The sequence below is a fragment of the Nonomuraea sp. NPDC047897 genome (assembly GCF_043204415.1).
Classification (GTDB): Bacteria; Actinomycetota; Actinomycetes; order Streptosporangiales; family Streptosporangiaceae; genus Nonomuraea.
The window spans coordinates 192,808-211,983 of the sequence record NZ_JBIDCC010000004.1 but is presented as its reverse complement, the minus strand read 5'-3'; the positions used below and the strand labels follow the sequence as shown (position 1 = coordinate 211,983).

Annotated in this window: 20 protein-coding genes; 9 read left to right on the top strand and 11 right to left on the bottom strand. The window is 67.1% G+C overall.

All coding sequences use genetic code 11. From position 1 onward, the window contains the following. The first annotated feature begins 8 nt into the window (after positions 1–8). From ACGF0J_RS10950 to ACGF0J_RS10935, 4 genes are all read left to right on the top strand, one after another. Positions 9–365, top strand: a complete 357-nt coding sequence (locus tag ACGF0J_RS10950; protein ID WP_393144327.1) for a cupin domain-containing protein — start codon at positions 9–11, stop codon at positions 363–365. Between the two features lie 183 nt (positions 366–548). After that, positions 549–1,313, top strand: a complete 765-nt coding sequence (locus tag ACGF0J_RS10945) for a M15 family metallopeptidase (RefSeq protein ID WP_393144325.1) — start codon at positions 549–551, stop codon at positions 1,311–1,313. 219 nt (positions 1,314–1,532) lie between these two features. Further along, a complete protein-coding gene (locus ACGF0J_RS10940; RefSeq protein ID WP_393144323.1) occupies positions 1,533–2,252 on the top strand; it encodes an HAD family hydrolase in 720 nt (239 codons plus the stop codon). 303 nt (positions 2,253–2,555) lie between these two features. Further along, positions 2,556–3,023, top strand: a complete 468-nt coding sequence (locus tag ACGF0J_RS10935) for a hypothetical protein (protein WP_393144321.1) — start codon at positions 2,556–2,558, stop codon at positions 3,021–3,023. On the opposite strand, the gene ACGF0J_RS10930 is transcribed toward ACGF0J_RS10935, so the two are convergent. Beyond that, on the bottom strand, positions 2,974–3,420 hold the full coding sequence (locus ACGF0J_RS10930) for a hypothetical protein (protein WP_393144319.1): 447 nt from the start codon (positions 3,418–3,420) through the stop codon (positions 2,974–2,976). The two genes, ACGF0J_RS10935 and ACGF0J_RS10930, sit on opposite strands and share 50 nt — an antisense overlap. Before the next feature lie 22 nt (positions 3,421–3,442). Beyond that, positions 3,443–3,685, bottom strand: coding sequence for a GntR family transcriptional regulator (locus ACGF0J_RS10925; RefSeq protein WP_393144317.1), 243 nt, complete (start codon positions 3,683–3,685; stop codon positions 3,443–3,445). A gap of 233 nt (positions 3,686–3,918) precedes the next feature. Here ACGF0J_RS10925 and ACGF0J_RS10920 point away from each other — a divergent pair, with 233 nt between their 5' ends. Next, positions 3,919–4,206: a hypothetical protein gene (locus ACGF0J_RS10920; protein ID WP_393144315.1), complete on the top strand. Its 288-nt coding sequence runs from the start codon at positions 3,919–3,921 to the stop codon at positions 4,204–4,206. A gap of 201 nt (positions 4,207–4,407) precedes the next feature. On the opposite strand, the gene ACGF0J_RS10915 is transcribed toward ACGF0J_RS10920, so the two are convergent. The 4 genes from ACGF0J_RS10915 to ACGF0J_RS10900 form a co-directional block, all read right to left on the bottom strand. Further along, on the bottom strand, positions 4,408–4,638 hold the full coding sequence (locus ACGF0J_RS10915) for a hypothetical protein (protein ID WP_393144313.1): 231 nt from the start codon (positions 4,636–4,638) through the stop codon (positions 4,408–4,410). 658 nt (positions 4,639–5,296) lie between these two features. Continuing rightward, the gene (locus tag ACGF0J_RS10910; RefSeq protein ID WP_393144311.1) at positions 5,297–5,578 is read right to left on the bottom strand and encodes a hypothetical protein; all 282 of its coding nucleotides are present in this window, start codon (positions 5,576–5,578) and stop codon (positions 5,297–5,299) included. A 472-nt stretch (positions 5,579–6,050) separates the two neighbouring features. After that, positions 6,051–6,515 (bottom strand): hypothetical protein, encoded by a 465-nt coding sequence (locus ACGF0J_RS10905; RefSeq protein WP_393144309.1) that lies wholly within the window; start codon positions 6,513–6,515, stop codon positions 6,051–6,053. A gap of 7 nt (positions 6,516–6,522) precedes the next feature. Next, positions 6,523–6,900: a hypothetical protein gene (locus ACGF0J_RS10900; RefSeq protein WP_393144306.1), complete on the bottom strand. Its 378-nt coding sequence runs from the start codon at positions 6,898–6,900 to the stop codon at positions 6,523–6,525. A gap of 903 nt (positions 6,901–7,803) precedes the next feature. Here ACGF0J_RS10900 and ACGF0J_RS10895 point away from each other — a divergent pair. Then, the gene (locus tag ACGF0J_RS10895) at positions 7,804–8,523 is read left to right on the top strand and encodes an HAD family hydrolase (RefSeq protein ID WP_393144304.1); all 720 of its coding nucleotides are present in this window, start codon (positions 7,804–7,806) and stop codon (positions 8,521–8,523) included. A 146-nt stretch (positions 8,524–8,669) separates the two neighbouring features. Here ACGF0J_RS10895 and ACGF0J_RS10890 read toward each other — a convergent pair whose 3' ends face one another. Next, a complete protein-coding gene (locus tag ACGF0J_RS10890; RefSeq protein WP_393144302.1) occupies positions 8,670–10,397 on the bottom strand; it encodes a choice-of-anchor P family protein in 1,728 nt (575 codons plus the stop codon). Positions 10,398–10,808: 411 nt separating this feature from the next. Here ACGF0J_RS10890 and ACGF0J_RS10885 point away from each other — a divergent pair, with 411 nt between their 5' ends. Next, the gene (locus ACGF0J_RS10885) at positions 10,809–11,357 is read left to right on the top strand and encodes a Pycsar system effector family protein (protein ID WP_393144300.1); all 549 of its coding nucleotides are present in this window, start codon (positions 10,809–10,811) and stop codon (positions 11,355–11,357) included. Here the strand turns inward: ACGF0J_RS10885 and ACGF0J_RS10880 are convergent. Then, positions 11,329–12,360, bottom strand: coding sequence for a LysR family transcriptional regulator (locus ACGF0J_RS10880; RefSeq protein WP_393144298.1), 1,032 nt, complete (start codon positions 12,358–12,360; stop codon positions 11,329–11,331). The genes ACGF0J_RS10885 and ACGF0J_RS10880 overlap by 29 nt on opposite strands. Positions 12,361–12,431: 71 nt before the next feature. Between ACGF0J_RS10880 and ACGF0J_RS10875 the strand changes: the two genes are divergently transcribed. Together ACGF0J_RS10875 and ACGF0J_RS10870 are read left to right on the top strand one after the other, a co-directional pair. After that, on the top strand, positions 12,432–13,382 hold the full coding sequence (locus ACGF0J_RS10875) for a reductase (protein WP_393144296.1): 951 nt from the start codon (positions 12,432–12,434) through the stop codon (positions 13,380–13,382). A 1-nt stretch (position 13,383) separates the two neighbouring features. Continuing rightward, the gene (locus tag ACGF0J_RS10870; protein ID WP_393144294.1) at positions 13,384–14,262 is read left to right on the top strand and encodes an aldo/keto reductase; all 879 of its coding nucleotides are present in this window, start codon (positions 13,384–13,386) and stop codon (positions 14,260–14,262) included. Here the strand turns inward: ACGF0J_RS10870 and ACGF0J_RS10865 are convergent. The 3 genes from ACGF0J_RS10865 to ACGF0J_RS10855 form a co-directional block, all read right to left on the bottom strand. Further along, on the bottom strand, positions 14,259–15,635 hold the full coding sequence (locus tag ACGF0J_RS10865; protein ID WP_393144292.1) for a CocE/NonD family hydrolase C-terminal non-catalytic domain-containing protein: 1,377 nt from the start codon (positions 15,633–15,635) through the stop codon (positions 14,259–14,261). The two genes, ACGF0J_RS10870 and ACGF0J_RS10865, sit on opposite strands and share 4 nt — an antisense overlap. Positions 15,636–15,874: 239 nt before the next feature. Then, positions 15,875–17,122 carry a serine hydrolase domain-containing protein gene (locus ACGF0J_RS10860; protein ID WP_393144290.1) on the bottom strand — a complete coding sequence of 416 codons (1,248 nt, stop codon included), beginning with the start codon at positions 17,120–17,122 and terminating at the stop codon, positions 15,875–15,877. A 156-nt stretch (positions 17,123–17,278) separates the two neighbouring features. Then, a complete protein-coding gene (locus ACGF0J_RS10855; RefSeq protein ID WP_393144288.1) occupies positions 17,279–18,850 on the bottom strand; it encodes a serine hydrolase domain-containing protein in 1,572 nt (523 codons plus the stop codon). Between the last annotated feature and the right edge of the window lie 326 nt (positions 18,851–19,176).

Genomic DNA, 19,176 nt, shown 5'->3' with positions numbered 1-19,176 from the left:
GGGACGTCATGATCGAGGTCAAGAGCATCGACAAGCCCGACGAGCGCCGCGACTTCCCGATGGGGCATCTCGACGTCTGCAACCTGACGGGCCTGACCTTCGGCACGGCCACGTTCGAGCCGGGGTGGCGGTGGTCGGAGTCGGTGAAACCGATCGCCGGCACGGAATCGTGCGAGGTCCACCACAACGGGTTCGTGATCAAGGGCCGGCTCTGCATCCGGATGAACGACGGCTCGGAGGCGGAGATCGGCCCGGGCGAGGTCTTCGTGGCCCCACCGGGCCACGACGCGTGGGTCGTCGGGGACGAATCGTGCGTGGTGTTCGACTTCGCGGGCGGCGCCGCGGAGTACGCCAAGGCGACCTGAGCCCGACCGGTGAGGCGGCGGCACGCCTGCCGCCGCCTCACCCCGAAGCAACCGACGCGACACAGCACCACAGCCCCCATCACGCCACCCACCGCCTCGCCCTGACGAAACCCACGGCCCCATCGCGCCACCCACCGCCTCCCGTACACCCTGACCTGGCACGACGTCGCATATGGTGGTCAGATGAAGTGTGCCGCCACCACGCGGAGCGCCGCCACGATGGCGTTCGTCGCACTCGCCTCCTTCGCGTGCGCCACCCAGCCCCCGGCCGCCTCCTCGTCCGCGCCCGCTCCCGCGCCCGCGACACCCTCCGAGCCCGCCGCCACCACCACGGCCGCCGCCTCCCCCACCCCCACCCCGACCCCGACGCGTACCGGACCGCCCGCCTTCACCGCGAAGGTCACCGGCATCGCCCGCGACCGCCTGCCCTACTCCTGGCGCCCCGGCTGCCCGGTCCACCACCGCGACCTGCGCCTGGTCACGATGACGTACTGGGGCTTCGACGACCGCCCGCACACCGGCGAACTCGTCGTACGCAAGACCGTCACCGACGACATCGTCACGGCCTTCAAGAAGCTGTACGACATGCGCTACCCGATCAAGCGCATGGAACTGGTCGACGTCTACAAGGGCGACGACTTCGACTCCATCGACGCCGACAACACCTCCGCCTTCAACTGCCGCCCGGCGACCGGCTCGACCAACTGGTCCAACCACGCCTACGGCGAGGCCGTCGACATCAACCCCCGCGAGAACCCCTACGTCAGGGCCGACGGCGGCACCGCCCACCAGAACGCCAAGAAGTTCACCAAGCGGCCCATGCGCGGCAAGGGCGTCATCAACCCGGGCGACAAGGTGGTCCGCGCCTTCGCCTCGGTCGGCTGGGAATGGGGCGGCTACTGGTCCGGCACCAAGGACTACCAGCACTTCTCACGCTCGGGCGGCTGAGACCTGGGGCGATGCGGCTGGATGGCCTCTGACCTGCGGTTCGGCATCTCGCTGTCTCTCGACGTCTCCGGGAGACTCGCACTCTCGTGTGCCCTCGTTGTGCCCTGTCCGGAAGGTATCGCCGGAGTGCTTGCGATACCTTCCAGTACGCAGGCGGCCGGACCCGATCCGGTGCATCGCGTCCGCCGACGACGTATACATACCTCGGCGAGGAGTCCGTTGGCAGTCAGGACGACACGACCCCATGTCGCCCGCGTCCTGGAGCAGACCCGTGCCGCCCTCTTCGTCTTCGACGACGCGATCTGCGGCCTCCTTCACCACATGGACCCGCAACCGGTCGCCGGGGAGATCCACGACCGGCTCTTCGCCGCGGGCCACCGGATGTCACTCCTCATCGCGCTCAATCCAGACCCGATCGCCATGATGTGGTACGCCCAGAACGTCAACCGCGACATCGGCACCGAAGCGGCCCGGCTCGTGCGCGACGTCGAGGTCGCGGCGGTGCGCACGGCCGTGCCCGTACCCGGAGTGCGCGAGGCGCTGCACGCCTGTCACACCAGCGGCAGAGGCGTCGCGGTGGTCGGCGACACCTCCGCTGACGCGATGGAGACCTACCTGGACCTGCACGGCCTCCGGCAGTTCGTCGGAGCGATCGTCGGCCGCGAGAGCCTCTTCCCGCTGCCCGCCGGCGACCGGACCGGCGAGACCCTCCTCAGGGAGGCCGCGCAAGCGCTCGACGCCAAGCCCGCCGATTGCGCCCTGGTCACCCTGAGCCCGCAGTCGAGACTCGTGGCCAAAAGCGCCGGGATCCGCTCGCTGGGAGTCGTTAAGAAGCATGGCCCCCGCAAGCACCTCGCCTATCCCCCCGACGCAGTGGCAGTCTCCTCCATAGCTGATCTCGCCAACGGCTTCGCAACCGTCCCTGTCCTGAGCACCTGATTACGAGTGAGAACGAGATCGTCCACAGGCGTCCACAATCTTCTGCTGGCCCAGCTCGTACACCGCTGTGACGGGTGGCCAGTCCACGAGCGTCCGTGATCATCCAAGACCGTTGTTAGCAGCCGCGTTAGCAAGATCGTGGGACACGCCTCACGCGCCTACCCTGGTCGCATGACCGCGCACGAACTACCAGATCCAGCCTTACCCGAACTGTCGGCCCTGTGGCGATCCCACTGGCCGGACTGTCCGCCCATCGGACATGAGCTGCGTTCTGACCCCGACTGTTGGGTGCGCTTCCACAGCTTGCCGAACTCCAAGCGCTACGCGGAGACAGAGGCCGAGTATCGGACAGTGCTCCACCGCTACAACACCGTCCTGACCGAGATGTTCGCCGGCCAGGAGGTGTACGTCACCACGGTCACCTACGTCATGGACGAAGGAATCACCGACCTAGCGCCCTTCGACGCGCACGCGCTCAACCCCGGCTCGCGCCCATGGACCAAGGTGCGAGAGAACGACGACCTCGACCCCGGCTGCACCATGCACGTGCACGTCGGCCGGCAACAGTGGAAACCAGGCATCGCGGACCCCCTGTTACGAGCGGTCGCCGACGACCTATGCAACGGGGTCATCATCATGGACACCTACTTACGCCGCGCCTACCATCCCTACGACGGCGGCGCCGACGTCATCATGGCCAACGCTGACGAACGGGATCGGCTCAAGGCTGCTCACGCCGACTGGCTACCAAGGAATCGACACGGGCGCTGATGAGCCCTTGATTACGAGTCAAGCGGAGGGCCGTGGTCGAGAACCGGCGCTGCTGCTTGACCGTGTGACGCCGTACGGGACGATCAGGCTGCGTGAGGCGGCGTTGCTGGTACTTCCCTGCTGTACAGCAGACACACAGCAACCCGCGTGACCGGTGGCAAGCCGACCCGGAGCGCAGGGCCGCCAGGCCCGAGCACCGGAAGCGGCGCGGCAGCAGACCCACCGCCACCTCGGCCAGAATGCCGTGCCACTTGGTGCGCCGTTCCTCGATGCCGGCCGCGGCGACCTTCGGCGTGCAGAACGGGCCGTGCGAGACACCCCAGGACAGGGCGTGGATCTCGCCGAGGATGTCCCCGTCACCGGGTTCCGCGGGGCCGACCGTGATCGCATCGGGCATGGGTCGACCCTACAAGTCGGGTCTACGCGTCCTGGTCACCGGGCGGGGTGACGATCGAGCCCTTGCCGGGCTTGGTGGTGATCAGGCCTTGAGCTCTGAGGGCTTCCATGGCCTTGCGGACGGTGACCCTGGCGACGTCGAACTCCTCCTGGAGCTTCACTTCGGAGATGAGCGTGAGGGGCGGGTAGGTGCCGTCCTTGATGCGCTCGGCTACGACGTTCGCTATCTGCTCCCACTTGTAGAGCCTGGGGTCCCAATCGATCACAAGACGACTCTAGGTAGGGCGCTACGTGCGAACATAGAACAGCAATTCCTAGAAATGGTGTAGACAGGTTAAGACAGGTGGGCTTACCGTGGTGGCATGGCGTCGGTGAGTGAAGCGAGCGAGCCCTTCCGGGTGGGCTCGACGCGCAGCACCGTCATCCACCGGCGGGGCGGTGGTGCTGCCGGCGGTTCGGCGTGGCGGTTCGCTCACCGGCGCCGTTCGGCGGTGGGTCGATGAGTGAGCTCGCCCCCTTCCACGGCCTCCATCCGGTCGCCGCCTCTGCGCGGTGCCTACGGGTTTCCTGGTCCGCCTCGCTCCCCCGGGCCGCCCGGGTGCGGGTCCGCTCCCACACCTGCGAATGCCTGGCGGTGGTCCACGAGCTGTGCGAGGCCGGCGGCCTGTTCTTCGTGCGCCGCACCGACCGCAGCAGCGGCACGCCGGAGGTCACGGAAAGCAACTGGACGACCATGCGCGAAGCCCAAACGCTGTGGCTCCACATCACGAACGGGCTGGCGAGATAAGCCATACAACCACACACAATATCCCCCGCATCAGCGAGGATTTGCATCAGATCTCTTCATAGTCTCATGCGCTTGTCGCGCAGCCTCGACTACCGCGCCCCAGCGAGAGGATGCAACATATTCCATGTCGCTCAACCCAATTCCTTCCGCATCGAAAAGTGCATTCAAGGCTTTGGCCAGCCCCTTCAGCGCGTCAGCTTCTCACCTAGAAGTAAGTAGCTGGCCAATAGCTGCATACGGATCTTCGAGTACGGCAGTATCGTCATAGAGTATGTGGATGTTAAGATCGAAGTCGTCGTAATATTGAGAGTGGGGATCTTCCCGCCTTATCCATACAGCCTGCTGATATTCGAGATCAGCCAATGCCCGGACGGCACCTTCCACTTCTTTTCTCATATCAGGAAAGCGTATCTCTTTTACGGTCGGTTCCATTGTGACCACTTTTCCACTCGCTGAACGGGATATGGATTTCCTCGGGAGGCTCGACCAGCCCAAATGAGTGCAGATGTCCTCAAGCCACATCCGGCCTGAACAACCTGTCCGGTGCCCTCCGTGGAGCGGAGTGGTCCGGGCCGCTTTCCAGCCTGGCCTCGCGAGCGGGCGTGCTGCCGTACACGACATGCCGAATCCGCTCCGGTCTTCGTCTCAAAATGCCGCCCCCCTTGGGTGCGACACCACGCCGTCAGTAACCGGCGCCCACGGGAGACAAGAGCACAACACCGCCGCAAAACTTGGTCTCGTATTGGCCGCGGATGGCCGTAGCCCGCCGTTGATGACCATGAACAATCGGACACAACGTGAGTTGCTGGTGTGGCAGGGTGCAAGGCTCGAACTTGCGTAGGCTGAGCCGACGGTTCTACAGAACCCCGTCTCGCACTAGGTGGTCATGGCGCGTACCTACGAGAGTAGGACCTCGTGCGATGCCTGGAAGCGCGCGACGACGTGCATGCGACGCGTCGTCTGCTGACGCTTCGTAGCTCCACCCGCAGTTTGAGCGACTGCCCCTTCTGCGGCACTTGGTCTGCGCACCATATGTGTACCCAGCCGGCATCCATGGATTTCTCGACAGGCGCCAACCCAAGGCGCGGCTTCACGCCAGTGAAGCAAGGCGCTCCTTCACCTCCTCGACATCATCGAGATGGTCATTGATCCTGACACTCCATTCGGTGCTATCCAAACCTTTTATCACCGCGAGAAGTTCTGGATTGGAATCCCATTCGGCATTTTGAGACGAGAGGGAGTGTGGGCATTTGGCGGCAGCGATGCGACAGTCGTAAACTTGCTCCAGATCGGAGGCGATGTTTACCAGCTCGCGCCAACTCAACAGATATCCGGCTTCGGAGGATGAGACAGTGTCTTCGAAAGCCTGCATGGTCATTCATTGGGGCGCAGTGCCGGTCCCCCAGAGTTCCAGTATGCTCCATGCCCATGCATTCTCGGGGAGTGCGTTGAGGATTTGGGCGAGCTCTACCATACCTCCAGATGATTTGTGCATGGGTATCACGACAGTGAACAAGTCACCATCCCCAGGGTTCTGCTGGTCCGCGCTTGTTACCGCCCGACGGATTCTCCGTGTATCGATGCTGGTGTGGGTTCTCATGACCCGGAACGTCTGGCCACCCATGATCGGTGAAGTCGTAGTCACACATGACCTCGCCATTATCGCCAAACTCTCGAGCCTAAGGGTACTTGCGGCCGCGAACGCAAATCAGGTCGCCTGAACCAGACCGAGCATCACCACCAGCGGGTGCGCCGTACCCGCCGATCACGAGGGCAGGGGATCTGCGCCACACCTGCCGCAGGTCAGCGCTGCCGCCCCGTCGAGTGACACTAACGCTTTCATGTCATCTCACGGAGAACCGCTGAATTACCGGATCAGCGGCCAACCAAGGGAATTCTGCCATAAGGCGAGAATGAACCTGGCGCAGGAAATCAGTAAGCACTACTATGAACTCTTCGCGATCAACGGAGACCTCCCATGAATGCTTTGATGAACTTATGGCGACGAGACTATCGTCACTATGCAGTCGAATTACTTCCTCACTTTCTGTAAAGCCGATCGCTGCGTCTTCTCCTGACGAGAGACGCTTCACAGCATGAGAGATGGACAGCGCAAAATCCACGAGCGTCACAAATCTCTTTTTCGATACCACTTCAACGTCATCGATAAGCAGGTGAACATTTGCGCCAAAGTATTTGTAGCGGATGTCTATCTCGTTGAGTTCCCCCGGATCGACTTGGTTGACGCTATCCCAGGTCTTACGCCAGGGCGACTCGGCGCTCGGAACCTTGAAGGTTAGATATATCACGTATTCCTCATTGTACAGGTGGATCTAGTACGGGAACGCTGTCACAACCTTTTATCATCACGAGAAGTTCTGGGCTGGAATCCCATTCGCCATTTTGAGACGAGGAGGAGTGTGGGCATTTGGCGGCAGCGATGCGGCAGTCGTGAACTTGCTCCAGATCGGAGGCGATGTTTACCAGCTCGCGCCAACTCAACAGATATCCGGCTTCGGAGGATGAGACAGTGTCTTCGAAAGCCTGCATGGTCATTCCTTGGGGCGCAGTGCCGGTCCCCCCAAGTTCCAGTATGCTCCATGCCCACACATTTTCGGGGAGTGCGTTGAGGATTTGGGTGAGCTCCACCATACCTCCAGATAATTTGCGCATGGGTATCACGACAATGGACATGTCCACCATCCCCAGGGTTCTGCTGGTCCGCGCCGCTTGTTACCGCCCGTCGGATTCTCCGTGTATCGATGCTGGTGTGGATTCTCGTTACCCGGAACGTCTGGCCGCCCATGATCGGTGAAGTCGTAGTCACACATGACCTCGCCATTATCGTCAAACTCTCAGGCCTGAGGTACTTGTCGCGTTTACCCTTCTTCCATTCTAGTTCCGAGTGAGGGTAGCTGGACTCAGGTTTTGGATTACCATGCTTATCCCGCGGAAGCTTCGATCGGGGAACCATTTGCCATCCGTCTCGGGAAGCGGCCCTGCTGTCTTTCCGACGGCTGTCTTCCCCACGGCTGAAGCTATACCGCGCACCGCGGCCTTTGCGATACCCCAGATTCCGGTGACTGCGGTGACGATGGTGATTACATCGTCGTTCTCTTGGACGGTCCCCTTCAGGGCACGCTGACGCAGACCCCGGTAGATCGGGGCCTTACGCGTCTAAGACAGACATAAAGTGGATCAATGGGAATGTGATCGACAGATCAAGATCGGTCAACAGCGGGAGGGTCACTTACCCGGCACGAGCAGTCAGACCTGGTTCAACCACAGGAGACATGCCTCCTGGTCAAACGATCAGTTGCAGAGATCGGAGGTGGCGCAGATCTTTTATGCGATCCGCGACACACCCAGGCTGTGGCCCTGACAGAAAGGAGGATTCAGCGCGTCCATCTCAGCGAGGTCAAAGAGTTGCCAGGCAGCGGGCGAATCCCGGATCACCCTCCGCACGTACATACATCTCATGCCGTCAAGCGAGGAACCCCACTCGGCAGTCTCCGAGGCTTCCCACCGTCCCGTTCGTGATTACCGTGTGCGGTGCATCGGCCCCGATGACGTACGCACACCCCCTGAGGAGTCGCGGTGACACCGAAGACGACACGGCCCCATGTCGCCCGAGTCCTGGAGCACACCCGTGCCGCTCTCTTCGTCTTCGACGACGCTATATGTGATCTCTTTCGCGACGTGGCCCCGCCACCGATCGCAGGCGAGATCAGCGATCAGCTCTTCGCTGCGGGACACCGGATGTCGGGCCTCGTCGCACTCAACCCCGACCCGATCGGCATGATGTGGTACGCCCGGCGTGTCAACCAGGACATCGGCGCCGAAGCAGCACGGTGCGTGCGAGACTTCGAAGTCGCCGCGGCCAGGACGGCCATGCCGGTGTCGGACGTGCGCGAGGCGTTGCACGCCTGCCATGCCAGCGGGAGAAGCATCGCGGTGGTCGGCGACACCTCCTCCGACGCTATGGAGAGCTACCTGGACACGCACGGCCTCCGACAGCTGGTGGGAGCGGTCGTCGGCCGCGAGCGCCTCTTCTCTCTGTCCCTCAGTCTTCAGACGAGCGAGAGCCTCCTCCGGCAGGCCATGCAAGATCTCGACGCCGAGCCCTCCGGGTGCGCCATTGTCACCCGGAGCTCAGGCGCGGTACTCGTGGCCAAGGACGTCGGCATCCGTTCCCTCGGAGTGGTCAACAAGCGCGCCCCCCGCAAGCACCTCGCCGATCCTCCCGAGGCGGTGGCCGTCTCCTCCATGGCTCACCTCGCCGCCGGTTTCGCTACCGTCCCCGTCCTGGGGCCCTGACGCCGGGAACGGCATGCCCTTCACACATCGGTCGCTCAACGTCTTGAACGTTGGACGCCTTTTCCGGCTGAACCCGTCGCGCGGAGCAGGCCTCGTCGGCGCGGCCGGCGCCGGCGAGGGCTGGGTGAGGCTTCGGCGGGTGGCGGTCAGTAGGTGGGGCAGGGCTTTCCCGGGAGGGTGAGTGCCGCCCTGGCGTGGCCGATGACGATGTCGGCGCCGGCCGGCGTGCGGATGTGGAGGGCGTTGACCGCGATGCCGTCGGGCGACGTCACCTGCTCATTGATCACGATCTTGGCCACCAGCGGGATGTCGATCGCGACATTGGCCTGGGTGTCGGTGATCGTGACACCGTTGACCTTGAGGTTGGTGAGGGTCACCTGCCCGCTGGCGTTCACGCGTCCGGCGTCGTCGCCCTGGGCCTTCGCCGTTGCGATGATCTCGTCGGCGGTGACCAGGCCGCCGAGCAGGCGGAGGTGGGCGGTCCGGGCCGTGGCCGTGGCGGTCCGCCGCCCGGCGGGGTCGACGCTGCCGGAGGCTTCCGTCCTGATCACGCCCAGGGAACCGAGGCCCGGCAGGGTGGCCTTCGCCAGCGTGTGGCGGTCGACGTCCGGGGTCTCGGTGCAGGTGATGTCGGACGGCACGAGAGGTCCGACGGTGAGCAGCCGGGTGGTGACACGCCCTCCGTGAGCGTGGGCGTCGAACGCCAGGACGGGCGGGACGAACGTCACGGCGGCGCACCCGGGCGGGTTGAGCCCGGCGTGCGCGACCAGGTCGGCGGCGCAGGTCTGGTAGGTGCCGGCCCGCGCGGACGTCACCGCCACCCTGACCGTGCAGGACGTTTTGCCGGCGGGCAGTGTCCCGGTCGCGCTGATCAGCCCACCGCCCTGCGCTGCTGTCATCTCCGGCGCCGCGCAGTCGGTCGCCGGCGCGGCGGCGACGGTGAGGCCGGCGGGCAGCCGCTCGGTGAAGGACCAGCCGTTCTTCACCGCCAACTCGCTGGTGTTGGTGATGGTGAACGTCAGCGTCGCGTCCGTGCCGACCTCGGCCGACGCGGGGCTGTAGGCGACGTCGAGCTGCGGAGTGACATCGAGGATCCGCACGTTGTCGAACGCGGCGTCGTTGCCGTAACCGCTCGCCTGGAAGTTGACCAGGCGGAGCCCGACCGTGGAACCGCCGAAGAGAACCGGGCTGTCACTGGTGTAGGTGCCCACGGCGATCCCGCCCACGGTCGTGCCGGGGTTGGCGCACGGTTCGATCGGGGTCGTGAAGGTGGGCACGGCTTTCGGCCCGTCCAGCAGGTAGAAGCCCATCTTGGCGTGGTTGGCGTAGCAGTTGACCTCGGCGGCGTCGACGGAGAACGTCAGGAACCGGTTGGAGGCGCCGATGGCGACGGGCGTGACGGCTTCGAGCTGCGTCTTGTTCGGGCCGGGGTCGGCGTTGGTGTACGCGGTGACGGCGTGGTTGGTGGCCGGGTCGCCGCCTGCCCACGTGCCGAGCGTGCCGGCCAGTTGCTTGACCGAGCCCCACCACCCACCGCAGCCGGAGCCCGCGGGCGGAGCGGAGGGATTCTGCTGGGAGGCGACCCAGCCGTTGCAGGCGGTCAGCCAGGCCGGATCGGCGGTGTAGGTCTGGTGGACGGGTGCGGGTCCCGTGTAGTCGGTGACGACGATCGGGTCGGCGCCCTGGCCGTTCTCGAAAGTCTCGGTGAAGACGACTTCGGGAGCCTGCGGCACTCCGGTGAGGGGGGACGCCGCCATCGCGGTCGTGCTCTGGGCGGCGACGACCGATGCGGTCGACAGGGCGACCACGGCGACGCCGGTCAGCGCGCGCCTGAGCGCACCGCGGCAGTGACCGGCCACCTGACCATCTCTCATGGGTCCATTCCTTCCGACGAGGCGCCGAGACTACTGAGAGCGGAAGGCGCCGTTCAGGCTCGCCGCGGGAGCGTCCGCCGGTCGGACCGGTGACGCGCCGACTCGTGTCGGCGGAACCGTTGACGTTTCTCCGGAGAAGATGACCTTTCTTGATGAAGGCTGTCGGTGACCTTTTCCGCCGGTCGGGTTTCGCGAGGGTGAGCGGGGCGGGCCGCACCGAACGGCACGGGACACCGGCCGGGCGTGTCGCCGTATCGGTCCGCAAGGAGGGCGGACCCCCAAAAATTGGGTCATACCCGGACATGGGGCAGGCAAAGGAGCCACCTGGGCCCGCCTGGCTGGGCATCTACCCCGCAACCTTCTCCGCCCGCGAAAGCCGCCCGTGAAAGCCGCCCGCGAAAGCCGCCCGCCATGACCAACGATCCGACCGCTTCCGGCGCCCACCCCGACGACGGCCTCGATCAGCCCCGCGTGTCCATGTCGCCGTTCCTCAGGGACCGGCTCGACGCCGCCACCACCGCGGCCCGCGCCGAACTGATCAGCGCGAGCGAGCGAAGAGCGGGACTCCTTCTGTCCTGGTCGGGTGTCGCCTACGGCGTCGTCGTCACCCTCATCCTCACCGGCCCGGCGCGTTTCCCGGGCATCGGGCGTTTCGGCGTCATCGCGGCGCTGATCCTGCTGTCCGCGGCGGTCATGCTGATCCTCGTCACCATCCGCCCTGCCGGCGGGGAGCGCGGCGGACCGAAGATCCTCGCCTACGCCGACGAGACCACGCCCGAAGCGCTGATCGAGCGGATGAACGCCGACACGAAGGACTATGACCTCTTCCTGGCCACCGACGCCCTGCGGATCGCCCGGGTCGCACGCGTCAAGAATCGCAACCTGCGATGGGCCGTCGACCTGATCGTGACCGGCATCACCGTCATGACCATCATGGTCTTCCTGGAACGCCTCGTCTGAGTCGGCGCGATGCGGGCGCCCCGCCGACCGGGGCCGCACCGGGGTCCGCGCCGGAGGCCGGGCCGGGGTCCGCGCCGGGGTTCGGGCCGGGGTCTGTGCGGGGGTTCGGGCCGGCGGTCGCGAGGAGGGCGCGTACCAGCTCGTCGGCCAGCGGTTGCGGGTGGCTGCGCCGGGCGGTGGCGATCCCGATGTAGCGGGTGGGGCGCGGCGGGTGGATCGGCACGGTGGTGAGGCCGGTGGCCGCGTGGTCGAGCGCGACCTGCGGGATCAGTGACACGCTGACGCCCGCGGCGACGAGCGACTGGGCGAAGAAGTAGTCGCTGGTCTGGCCCGCGAACTCGGGCTCGAAACCGGCGCGGGCGGCGTGGCTCCGCAGGTACGCCTCGGTCTTGGTGCAGCCGAGCACCCACCGCTCGCCGGCCAGGTCGGCCAGGTCGAGGGCGGGGCGGCCGGCCAGCCGGTGTCCTCGGGGCAGGACGATCCACATGGGGTCGTCCATCAGCGGGGTCCAGGTGATGCCGGATCTCTCGCCGGGGGTGAGGGGAAGCGGGCCGTCGAAGTGGTAGGCGATGGCCAGGTCCGCCTGGCCGGTGCGGACGAGCGGGAGGGCGGCCTCCGGTTCTCGTTCGAGGACGTTGATCTCGACTTCGGGGTGGTCGGCGACGAACGGGGTGAGCGCGCGGGGCAGGATGTGGCGTCCGCCGCTGCTGAACGTGGCGATCGTCAGCCTGCTGCGGCCTGCCGTGAGCCGGTCGATCCGTTCCTGGGCGTGGTGGAGCTCGGCGAAGACGGCCTCGGCCGCGTCGAGGAGGAGCCGGCCGGGCTCGGTGAGCACCACGCCGCGGGTGCTGCGCTCGACGACGGGCGCGCCGATCGACCGCTCCAGCGCGGCGATCTGCTGGGAGACCGCCGACGGCGTGAACCGCAGCGCGTCGGCCGCCTTGCTGAAGCTTCCTTGGTCGGCCACCTCGCGCAGGATCCGCAGCCGTTTGACGTCGATCAACAGTTTTCCTAACAGCGAGTTCAGCAAGCCGGCACTTCTGCTGATGACGGTATCGGGGCAGGCTCGACGCCGTGAAGGACGTATGTGTCATCGGCGGCAACCGCTATTTCGGGCTCCGCCTGGTCGAACTGCTGCGCGACTCGGGTGCCCGGGTCACGGTGGTCAACCGCGGTTCGGGGTCGCCGCCCGCCGGGGTCACCCGGCTCGTCGCCGACCGCGGCGACGAGGCGGGGCTCACCGCCGCGCTGGCCGGCCGGACGTTCGACGTGGTGATCGACCAGGTCTGTTACACGCCGTGGCACGCCGCGGTCGCCCGCCGGGTCTTCGGCGGACGCACGGCGCGGTACGTGATGACCTCCACCATCGAGGTGTACGACCCGGACACCTCGACGACGATCACGCCGGCCGTCCCCGGGGTCCCGGTCACCGAGGAGTCGGTCGATCCGGCCTCCTGGCCGGTACGGTCAGACCTGCCCTGGTCGGAGCCGGGGCGCGTGGCGGAGATGCTGGGCGAGGCCGCCTCCTACGCCGAGGGCAAGCGGCAGGCGGAGGGGGTGCTCGCCCGGGACAGCCCGTTCGCGTTCGTCGCCGTCCGCAGCGGGCACGTGCTCGGCGTCGCCGCCGGGGACTTCACCGGGCGGCTGGCGCACTACGTCGAGCGGATCTCGGCGGGGCGGCCGGTGGCCGTTCACCGGGACCGGTTCCCGACCTCGTTCACGAACGACGTGGAGATCGCCGACCTGCTGTTCTGGGCGGCGGGCGCGGACTTCACCGGGGTGCTGAACGCCTGCTCCCGCGGCGAGCTCGACGTGACCGGGCTGTGCGACCTCGTCGCCGCGGAGACCGGGCGGACGCCGGACTACCGGGTGGTCGACGGCGGGCCGGCGTCGCCGTTCTCCTTCGACCGCTACTACGCCATGGACAACGGCCGGGCCGAACGACTCGGGTTCGGCTTCGCCACGACCGCGCACTGGCTGCCCGAGGCGGTCGCCGCGACGGTCGGCCGACGAACGGAGATGTGACGTGCGCACGCGTGGAATCGGCTCCATCCAGGTCGGCGCGGTCGGGCTGGGCGCCATGCCGCTGTCCGTCGAGGGTCGCCCCGACGAGGCGCGGGCGGTCGCCACGATCCACGCCGCCCTGGACGCCGGCGTCACCCTGATCGACACCGCCGACTCCTATCACTGGCGCGCCGGCGAGCGCGGCCACAACGAGGAGCTGATCGCGCGGGCGCTGGCCGGGTACGGCGGGGACACGGGTGGCGTCCTCGTCGCCACGAAAGGGGGGCGCGGCCGTCCCGGGGACGGTTCGTGGACCGTGACCGGCACGCCCGAACATCTCCGGCGGGCCTGCGAAGGCTCGCTCGCCCGGCTGGGCGTGGACGCCATCGGTCTCTACCAGCTCCACAAGCCCGATCCCGCGGTGCCGTGGGCCGAGTCGGTCGGGGCGCTGCGCGCGCTCCTGGACGAAGGCAAGATCCGCATGGCGGGCCTGTCGAACGTGACCGCCGCGCAGATCCGTGAGGCGCACGAGATCCTCGGCGACGGGCTCGTCTCGGTGCAGAACCGCTACTCCCCCGCCGTACGCGACGCCGACCCGGAGATCGAGCTGTGCCGGCGGCTGGGCATCGCGTTCCTGCCGTGGAGTCCGCTGGGCGGCATCTCCCGCAGCTCGCTCGACGGGCCGTCCGAGCCGGAACCGGCCCGGGCCCGGACGGCGTTCCACGCCATCGCCGCCGAACGCGGGGTGAGCCCGCAACGTGTCTGTCTGGCCTGGCTGCTCGCCCGTTCGCCGGTGATCGTGCCCATCCCGGGCGCCAGCCGGCCCGAGTCCATCCGCGACTCCGCCGCGGCGGCCGACCTGACGCTCACCGCGGACGAGTTGGCCCGACTGCCCGGCTAGCGCCCGCTGGACGCGCCGACGACCAGCGGCAGCGAAACTGAGGTGCCGGCCAGGTCGACGGTGACCTTGGTCCCGGTGCCGGGTTCGGCGTCGGTGATGTCGTCGTTGGTTCCGGTCAGTATCAGGCCCAGCCGGTGTCCGGCCTTGAACTCGTAGTCCTGCGGCAGCATCCTCCAAGTGATCTTGTAGAGCTTGCCCGGCGTCAGCGGTGTCGGACGGCTCAGCGACCTGTGGTTCTGCGCGTCCAGGATCCCTCGGGTGACTACCTGGAAGCCGGAGGTCACCGTGTTGTCGGCGGCCCTGCGGTAGCAGCCGTCATCATCGGCTGTGCCCTTGCCGACGCAGTCCTTACCGTCCACGAGCATGAGGCCTTGCCCGCCGGCAGGGTCGACGCCGTGGATGCGGGTGTCGGTGCCGTAGTCGACGAGCAGGACGCCCAGGTTGGCGGTCGGCTTGTCCAGCTTCAGGCGCAGGGTCACCGACGGTGTTCCGGACAGGCGCGTCGCCTCTTTCAGCGGCGGGGTCAGAAATGCCAGCCGGTCAGGGTTGGCGGTGCCGGGATTGCCGGCCATCGCGGCCTCGGTCCGCAGGGTGTCGAGGTAGCTGCGGGTGCCGGTCGAGGGCCCGCGGCCCAGTGAGCCGTCCCGCTGCGGCCTGAGGGTCGTCGTCCGTGTTGGCGCCGGCCAGTCGGCCTGAGTGATCCAGCGGCCCGGGCCGAGCTGTACGTCGGCGCGCGGCTGCCGCATGATGTCGTTGGAGACGCCCATCAGTTCGTGGTCGAACCACTGGTGCAAGGTGTCGACCCACACGTCGCGGCGGGCCCAGAACGGATCGAGGTGCCCGTACTGGGTCACCCACACCTTGCGCTCCACCCGGCGGGGCAGCTTGGACCACCATTGGGAGAACTGGTCGGCCATCACGTTCCGGTCGTGCATCCCCACCACCGGGAAGACACTGGCGCGCACGTTGCGCACGTTCGAGATCGGTCCCGTCCGGTAGTCGCGTTCGTGCCAGTAGGCGTTGTAGTCGCCGGTGTCGTCGTCCGAGCCTTCGTTCATGCGCTGGTGCACCGCCGCGCATTTCTCGTCCGGGTCCTCGTCGACCATTTTGGCCAGCCATTCCTGGCCGCCCTTGAAGTCGGTGAGGCTGCCGTTGGCGCGCCACATGTCATACCAGCTGCTGGGCGCGGCGAGCGGCACGATGGTTTCCAGCCCGCGCACCCCGGTGCCGGCGACGCCGATGGCGAGGGATCCTTCGTAGGAGTGGCCGATCATCCCGGTACGCCCGGTGGTCCAGGCGGCTTTGACCGGGTCGCCGTTGTCGTCGTAGGCGCTCGCCCGGCCGTTCAACCAGTCGATGACCGCCCCTTCCACCGCCCGGAACTGGGCGGTCGCCTGCGTGAACTCCGCGATCCGGCGCAGCCGATGAGGAGAAGTGATCGCGACGGGCGAGTCGGCACTGCACGTTGATGGCGTAACAGTGGGTCGGCCACGCCGAGCTCAGCGAGGTCGGTGTGGCCGGTTCGTGCTCTGCCTGATGCACGTCCATAAGGAGTTCAACGCAAAGGTGTACCCGTGGTGCTCGGCCTCGCCTACTGAGTCGGCTCGACCCGTCAGCCCGCGGTCTGCCTGCCGCAGAACACCTCTTGGACGAGCCTGTCCACCAGCTTCTGGTAGTCCTTTGCCGGGCCCCTTGTAGCCTCGTCCACCCAGGTCACTGAGGCGGTCAGGGTCTTTTTGCCGTCAGGTGAGCTGTACATGAACGCCCCGTAGCCGTGCGGGGGGCTGCCGTTGTGCTGGTAGACGGTGCCGCAGTCCGGGCCCAGGTCCTGGACGAACAGGCCGAGGCCGTAGCCCATCTTCTGGTGCGGCTTGCGCATCTCGGCGAGTAGGTTGGCCGGCAGGAGCTTGCCGCCGTTCAGCGCGGAGACGAACCTGTGGAGATCGTGGGTGGTCGAGATCAGGTCACCGGCGCCGGCCAGCAGGGAGAGGTTCTGGCGCGAGATGTCGACCACCTTCTGCTGGCCGGCGTCCTCATACCGGTAGTAGCCGTGGGCGTGCGGGCCGGGCAGCTGCGTCCGGTTGCCCGCCACCATGGTGCCCCGCATCTGGAGCGGCCGCAGGATCCGCCGCTGCGTCTCCTCGGCGTACGAGCGGCCGGTGACCTTCTCGATCAGCAGCAAGGCCAGCGTGTAGTTGGTGTTGGCGTAGATCTGGTCCGTGTCCGGCTCGAACCGCGGCGGCTTGGACAACGCCAGCCGTACCAGCTCTTCGGGCCGGTAGCTGCGGAACCGGTTATCCAGCCAGTCCTTGCCCGTGGCGGGTATCCCCGGCTCCCACTTCCCGTCGGGGTCGAAGTCACCGGTGTAGTTGAACAACCCGCTGGTGTGCTGCAGCAGCATCCGCACGGTGATCCGCCGGTCCAGCCCGAGCCTGGGCAGGTAGCCGGCCACCGGGGCGTCCAGGGCGATCTTGCCCTCGGCCACCAGCTGCAGCACCACGGTCGCGGTGACGGGCTTGATGATGCTGCCCGCCCAGAACGCCCCGTTCGTCGGCGGCTTGGCGCTCTGGCCGAGCTTGCTCACCCCGGCGCTGACGACCCACTCGCCCTGTTCATCGTGCACGCGTACCTGCACCCCGGTGAAACCGGCATCGACGAACGCCTGCGTGGCCTTCTGCAGCTCCGGACGGTCCTGCCCGGCAGCGGCCTTCAGCACGGGCACGCTGCGGTCCACGGTGCCCATGGCGGGGGTGGCCGTGCCGGCCAGCAGCGCGGCCGCCAGCGCCGTGACCGCCACACGCCGGAAGGGCTTGCCACGCAGCCCGGTCGCCGTGACCGCTGGTGGGGATTGGTCTTTCATGGGTCCTCGTCTCTGGTGTCGTGCTCAGGCGAACAGCTCGCTGAGCAATGCGGGGGTCGATGGGGGATGGGGAGGCCGGGTGGTAGGTGGGCGTCTGCGTGCCCATCAGCTCGCCTACCGGCACGTCCCAGGCGCGCTTACGGTGCTCGGCCCCGTCTAGTGAGCGGGTTCAGCGGCGGCAGCCGGCTCGGCCTGCCCGCCGCCGAACACTTCCTGGACGAGCCCCTGCGTCGCCTGCTGGAACGCCGCTGCCACGGACAGTGCGGCGTCGTCGACATAGTTCAGCGCGGCGGTCAGGGTCTTGGTGCCGTCGGGGGTGCTGTACATCAGCGCCGCGTGACCCGCCATGCCGCCGTTGTGGGTGATGACGGTGCCGCCGCCCGGACCCGCGTTCTGTACGAACACCCCCAGGCCGTAGCCGGCCTTGGGCTCCGGCGTGCACATCTCGGCCAGCAGCTCGGCCGGCAGCAGCCTGCCGCCCACCAGCGCGGAGATGAACGTGTGCAGGTCGCGGGTGGTCGAGATCATGTCACCGCCGCTGGAGATCCAGGATGGGTTCTGGCGGGTCACGTCGACCATCTGCTGCTCGCCGGCCTCCTCGTAACGGTAGTACGCGTGGGCATGCGGCTCGGGGACCTCCGGGGTGGCCGGCGCCACGGTCCCCGACAGGCCGAGCGGCCCCAGGATCAGCCGCTGCGTCTCCTCGGCGAGCGGGCGGCCGGTGACCTTCTCGACCAGCAGCCGGGCCAGCACGTAGTTGGTGTTGGAATAGCTCCAGTCCGTGCCCGGCTCGAACCGCGCCGGCTTGGACAACGCCAGCCGTACCAGCTCCTCCGACCGGTAGGTCTTGAACCGGTTGTCCACCCACTCCTTGCCCGCGGTGGTGGCGGGAATCCCCTGCACGTACGTCCCGTCGGGGTCGAAATCGCCGGTGACGTTGAACACCCCGCTGGTGTGCTGCAGCAGCATCCGCACCGTGATCCGCCGGTCCAGTCCGAACTCGGGCAGGTAGTCATCCGCCGGAGCGTCCAGCTCGATCTTGCCCTCGGCCACCAGCTGCAGCACCACGGTGGCGGTGAAGGTCTTGGTGTTGCTGCCGATCCGGACGTGCCCGTTCGTCGGCGGCTTGGCGCTCTGGCCAAGCTCGCGCACCCCGGCGCTGCCGACCCACTCGCCCCGCTCATCGTTCACCCTCAGCGTCACCCCGACGAAACCGGAATCGACCATCTCCTGGATGAGCTTCTGCAGCTCCGGGCGATCCTGCCCGGCAGCCGCCGTCGGCACGGCCACACCGCTGTCCGCTTCGGCCACCCCGGGCGTGGCCGAAGCGGCGTCCAGGGCTGCGGTGATCTTGCGGGCCATCTCTGCCACGGTGGGGCTGGGCTCGACCTGATGGGTGAGGGCGGCTGCCTCGACAGCGACGAGGACGGTGCGGCGGAAGTTGTCGGCCTCTGCCGCAGCCTGCTTCTTCAGCAGGTTCATGGATGCCGTCAGGGCCGGCAGCACCTGGTCGGCCAACTCGGCTACGGACCTGCCGTATTTCACACCCTTGGGCGCCTTGGTGAGCACGTGCCCGACCGGGCCGGTCGCGGAGGTCAGGGCGATGGAGCCTTCGGTGCCGGCCTTGTGGGCCGAGCCGGCGGCACCAGCGGCGGACATCAGCGAGATGGCGCCCCACGCGGCGATCCGCAGGGTGTTCTTGTCCTGGTCGGTCAGGGTGATGGACATGATTGTGCTCCCTAAGTGTGTTACAAAGTCGATTGAACGGGCGAATGGTGAAATGCGGTCCTGTTGGTGCCCGGGTATCTGGACGGCTTAGGCCGGGTCGCCCGAGGAGATCGCACCCAGCTTTGGAGCCGCTACCGCTGAACCGTTCGTGGCATCGGCCATCGCCGACCGCTCTGATACCGAGCCGTTGCCGTCCTGACGCCGCCGCTGACACGACACCGCATGGGCGATGTCGGCAGCCACGCTCCTTTCCGTCAGGCGCCGGACATCTTTGTTGCCTCTGCGCCCTTGAACTGGTTCTCGGTGATGTAGGGGCGTAGTTCGCG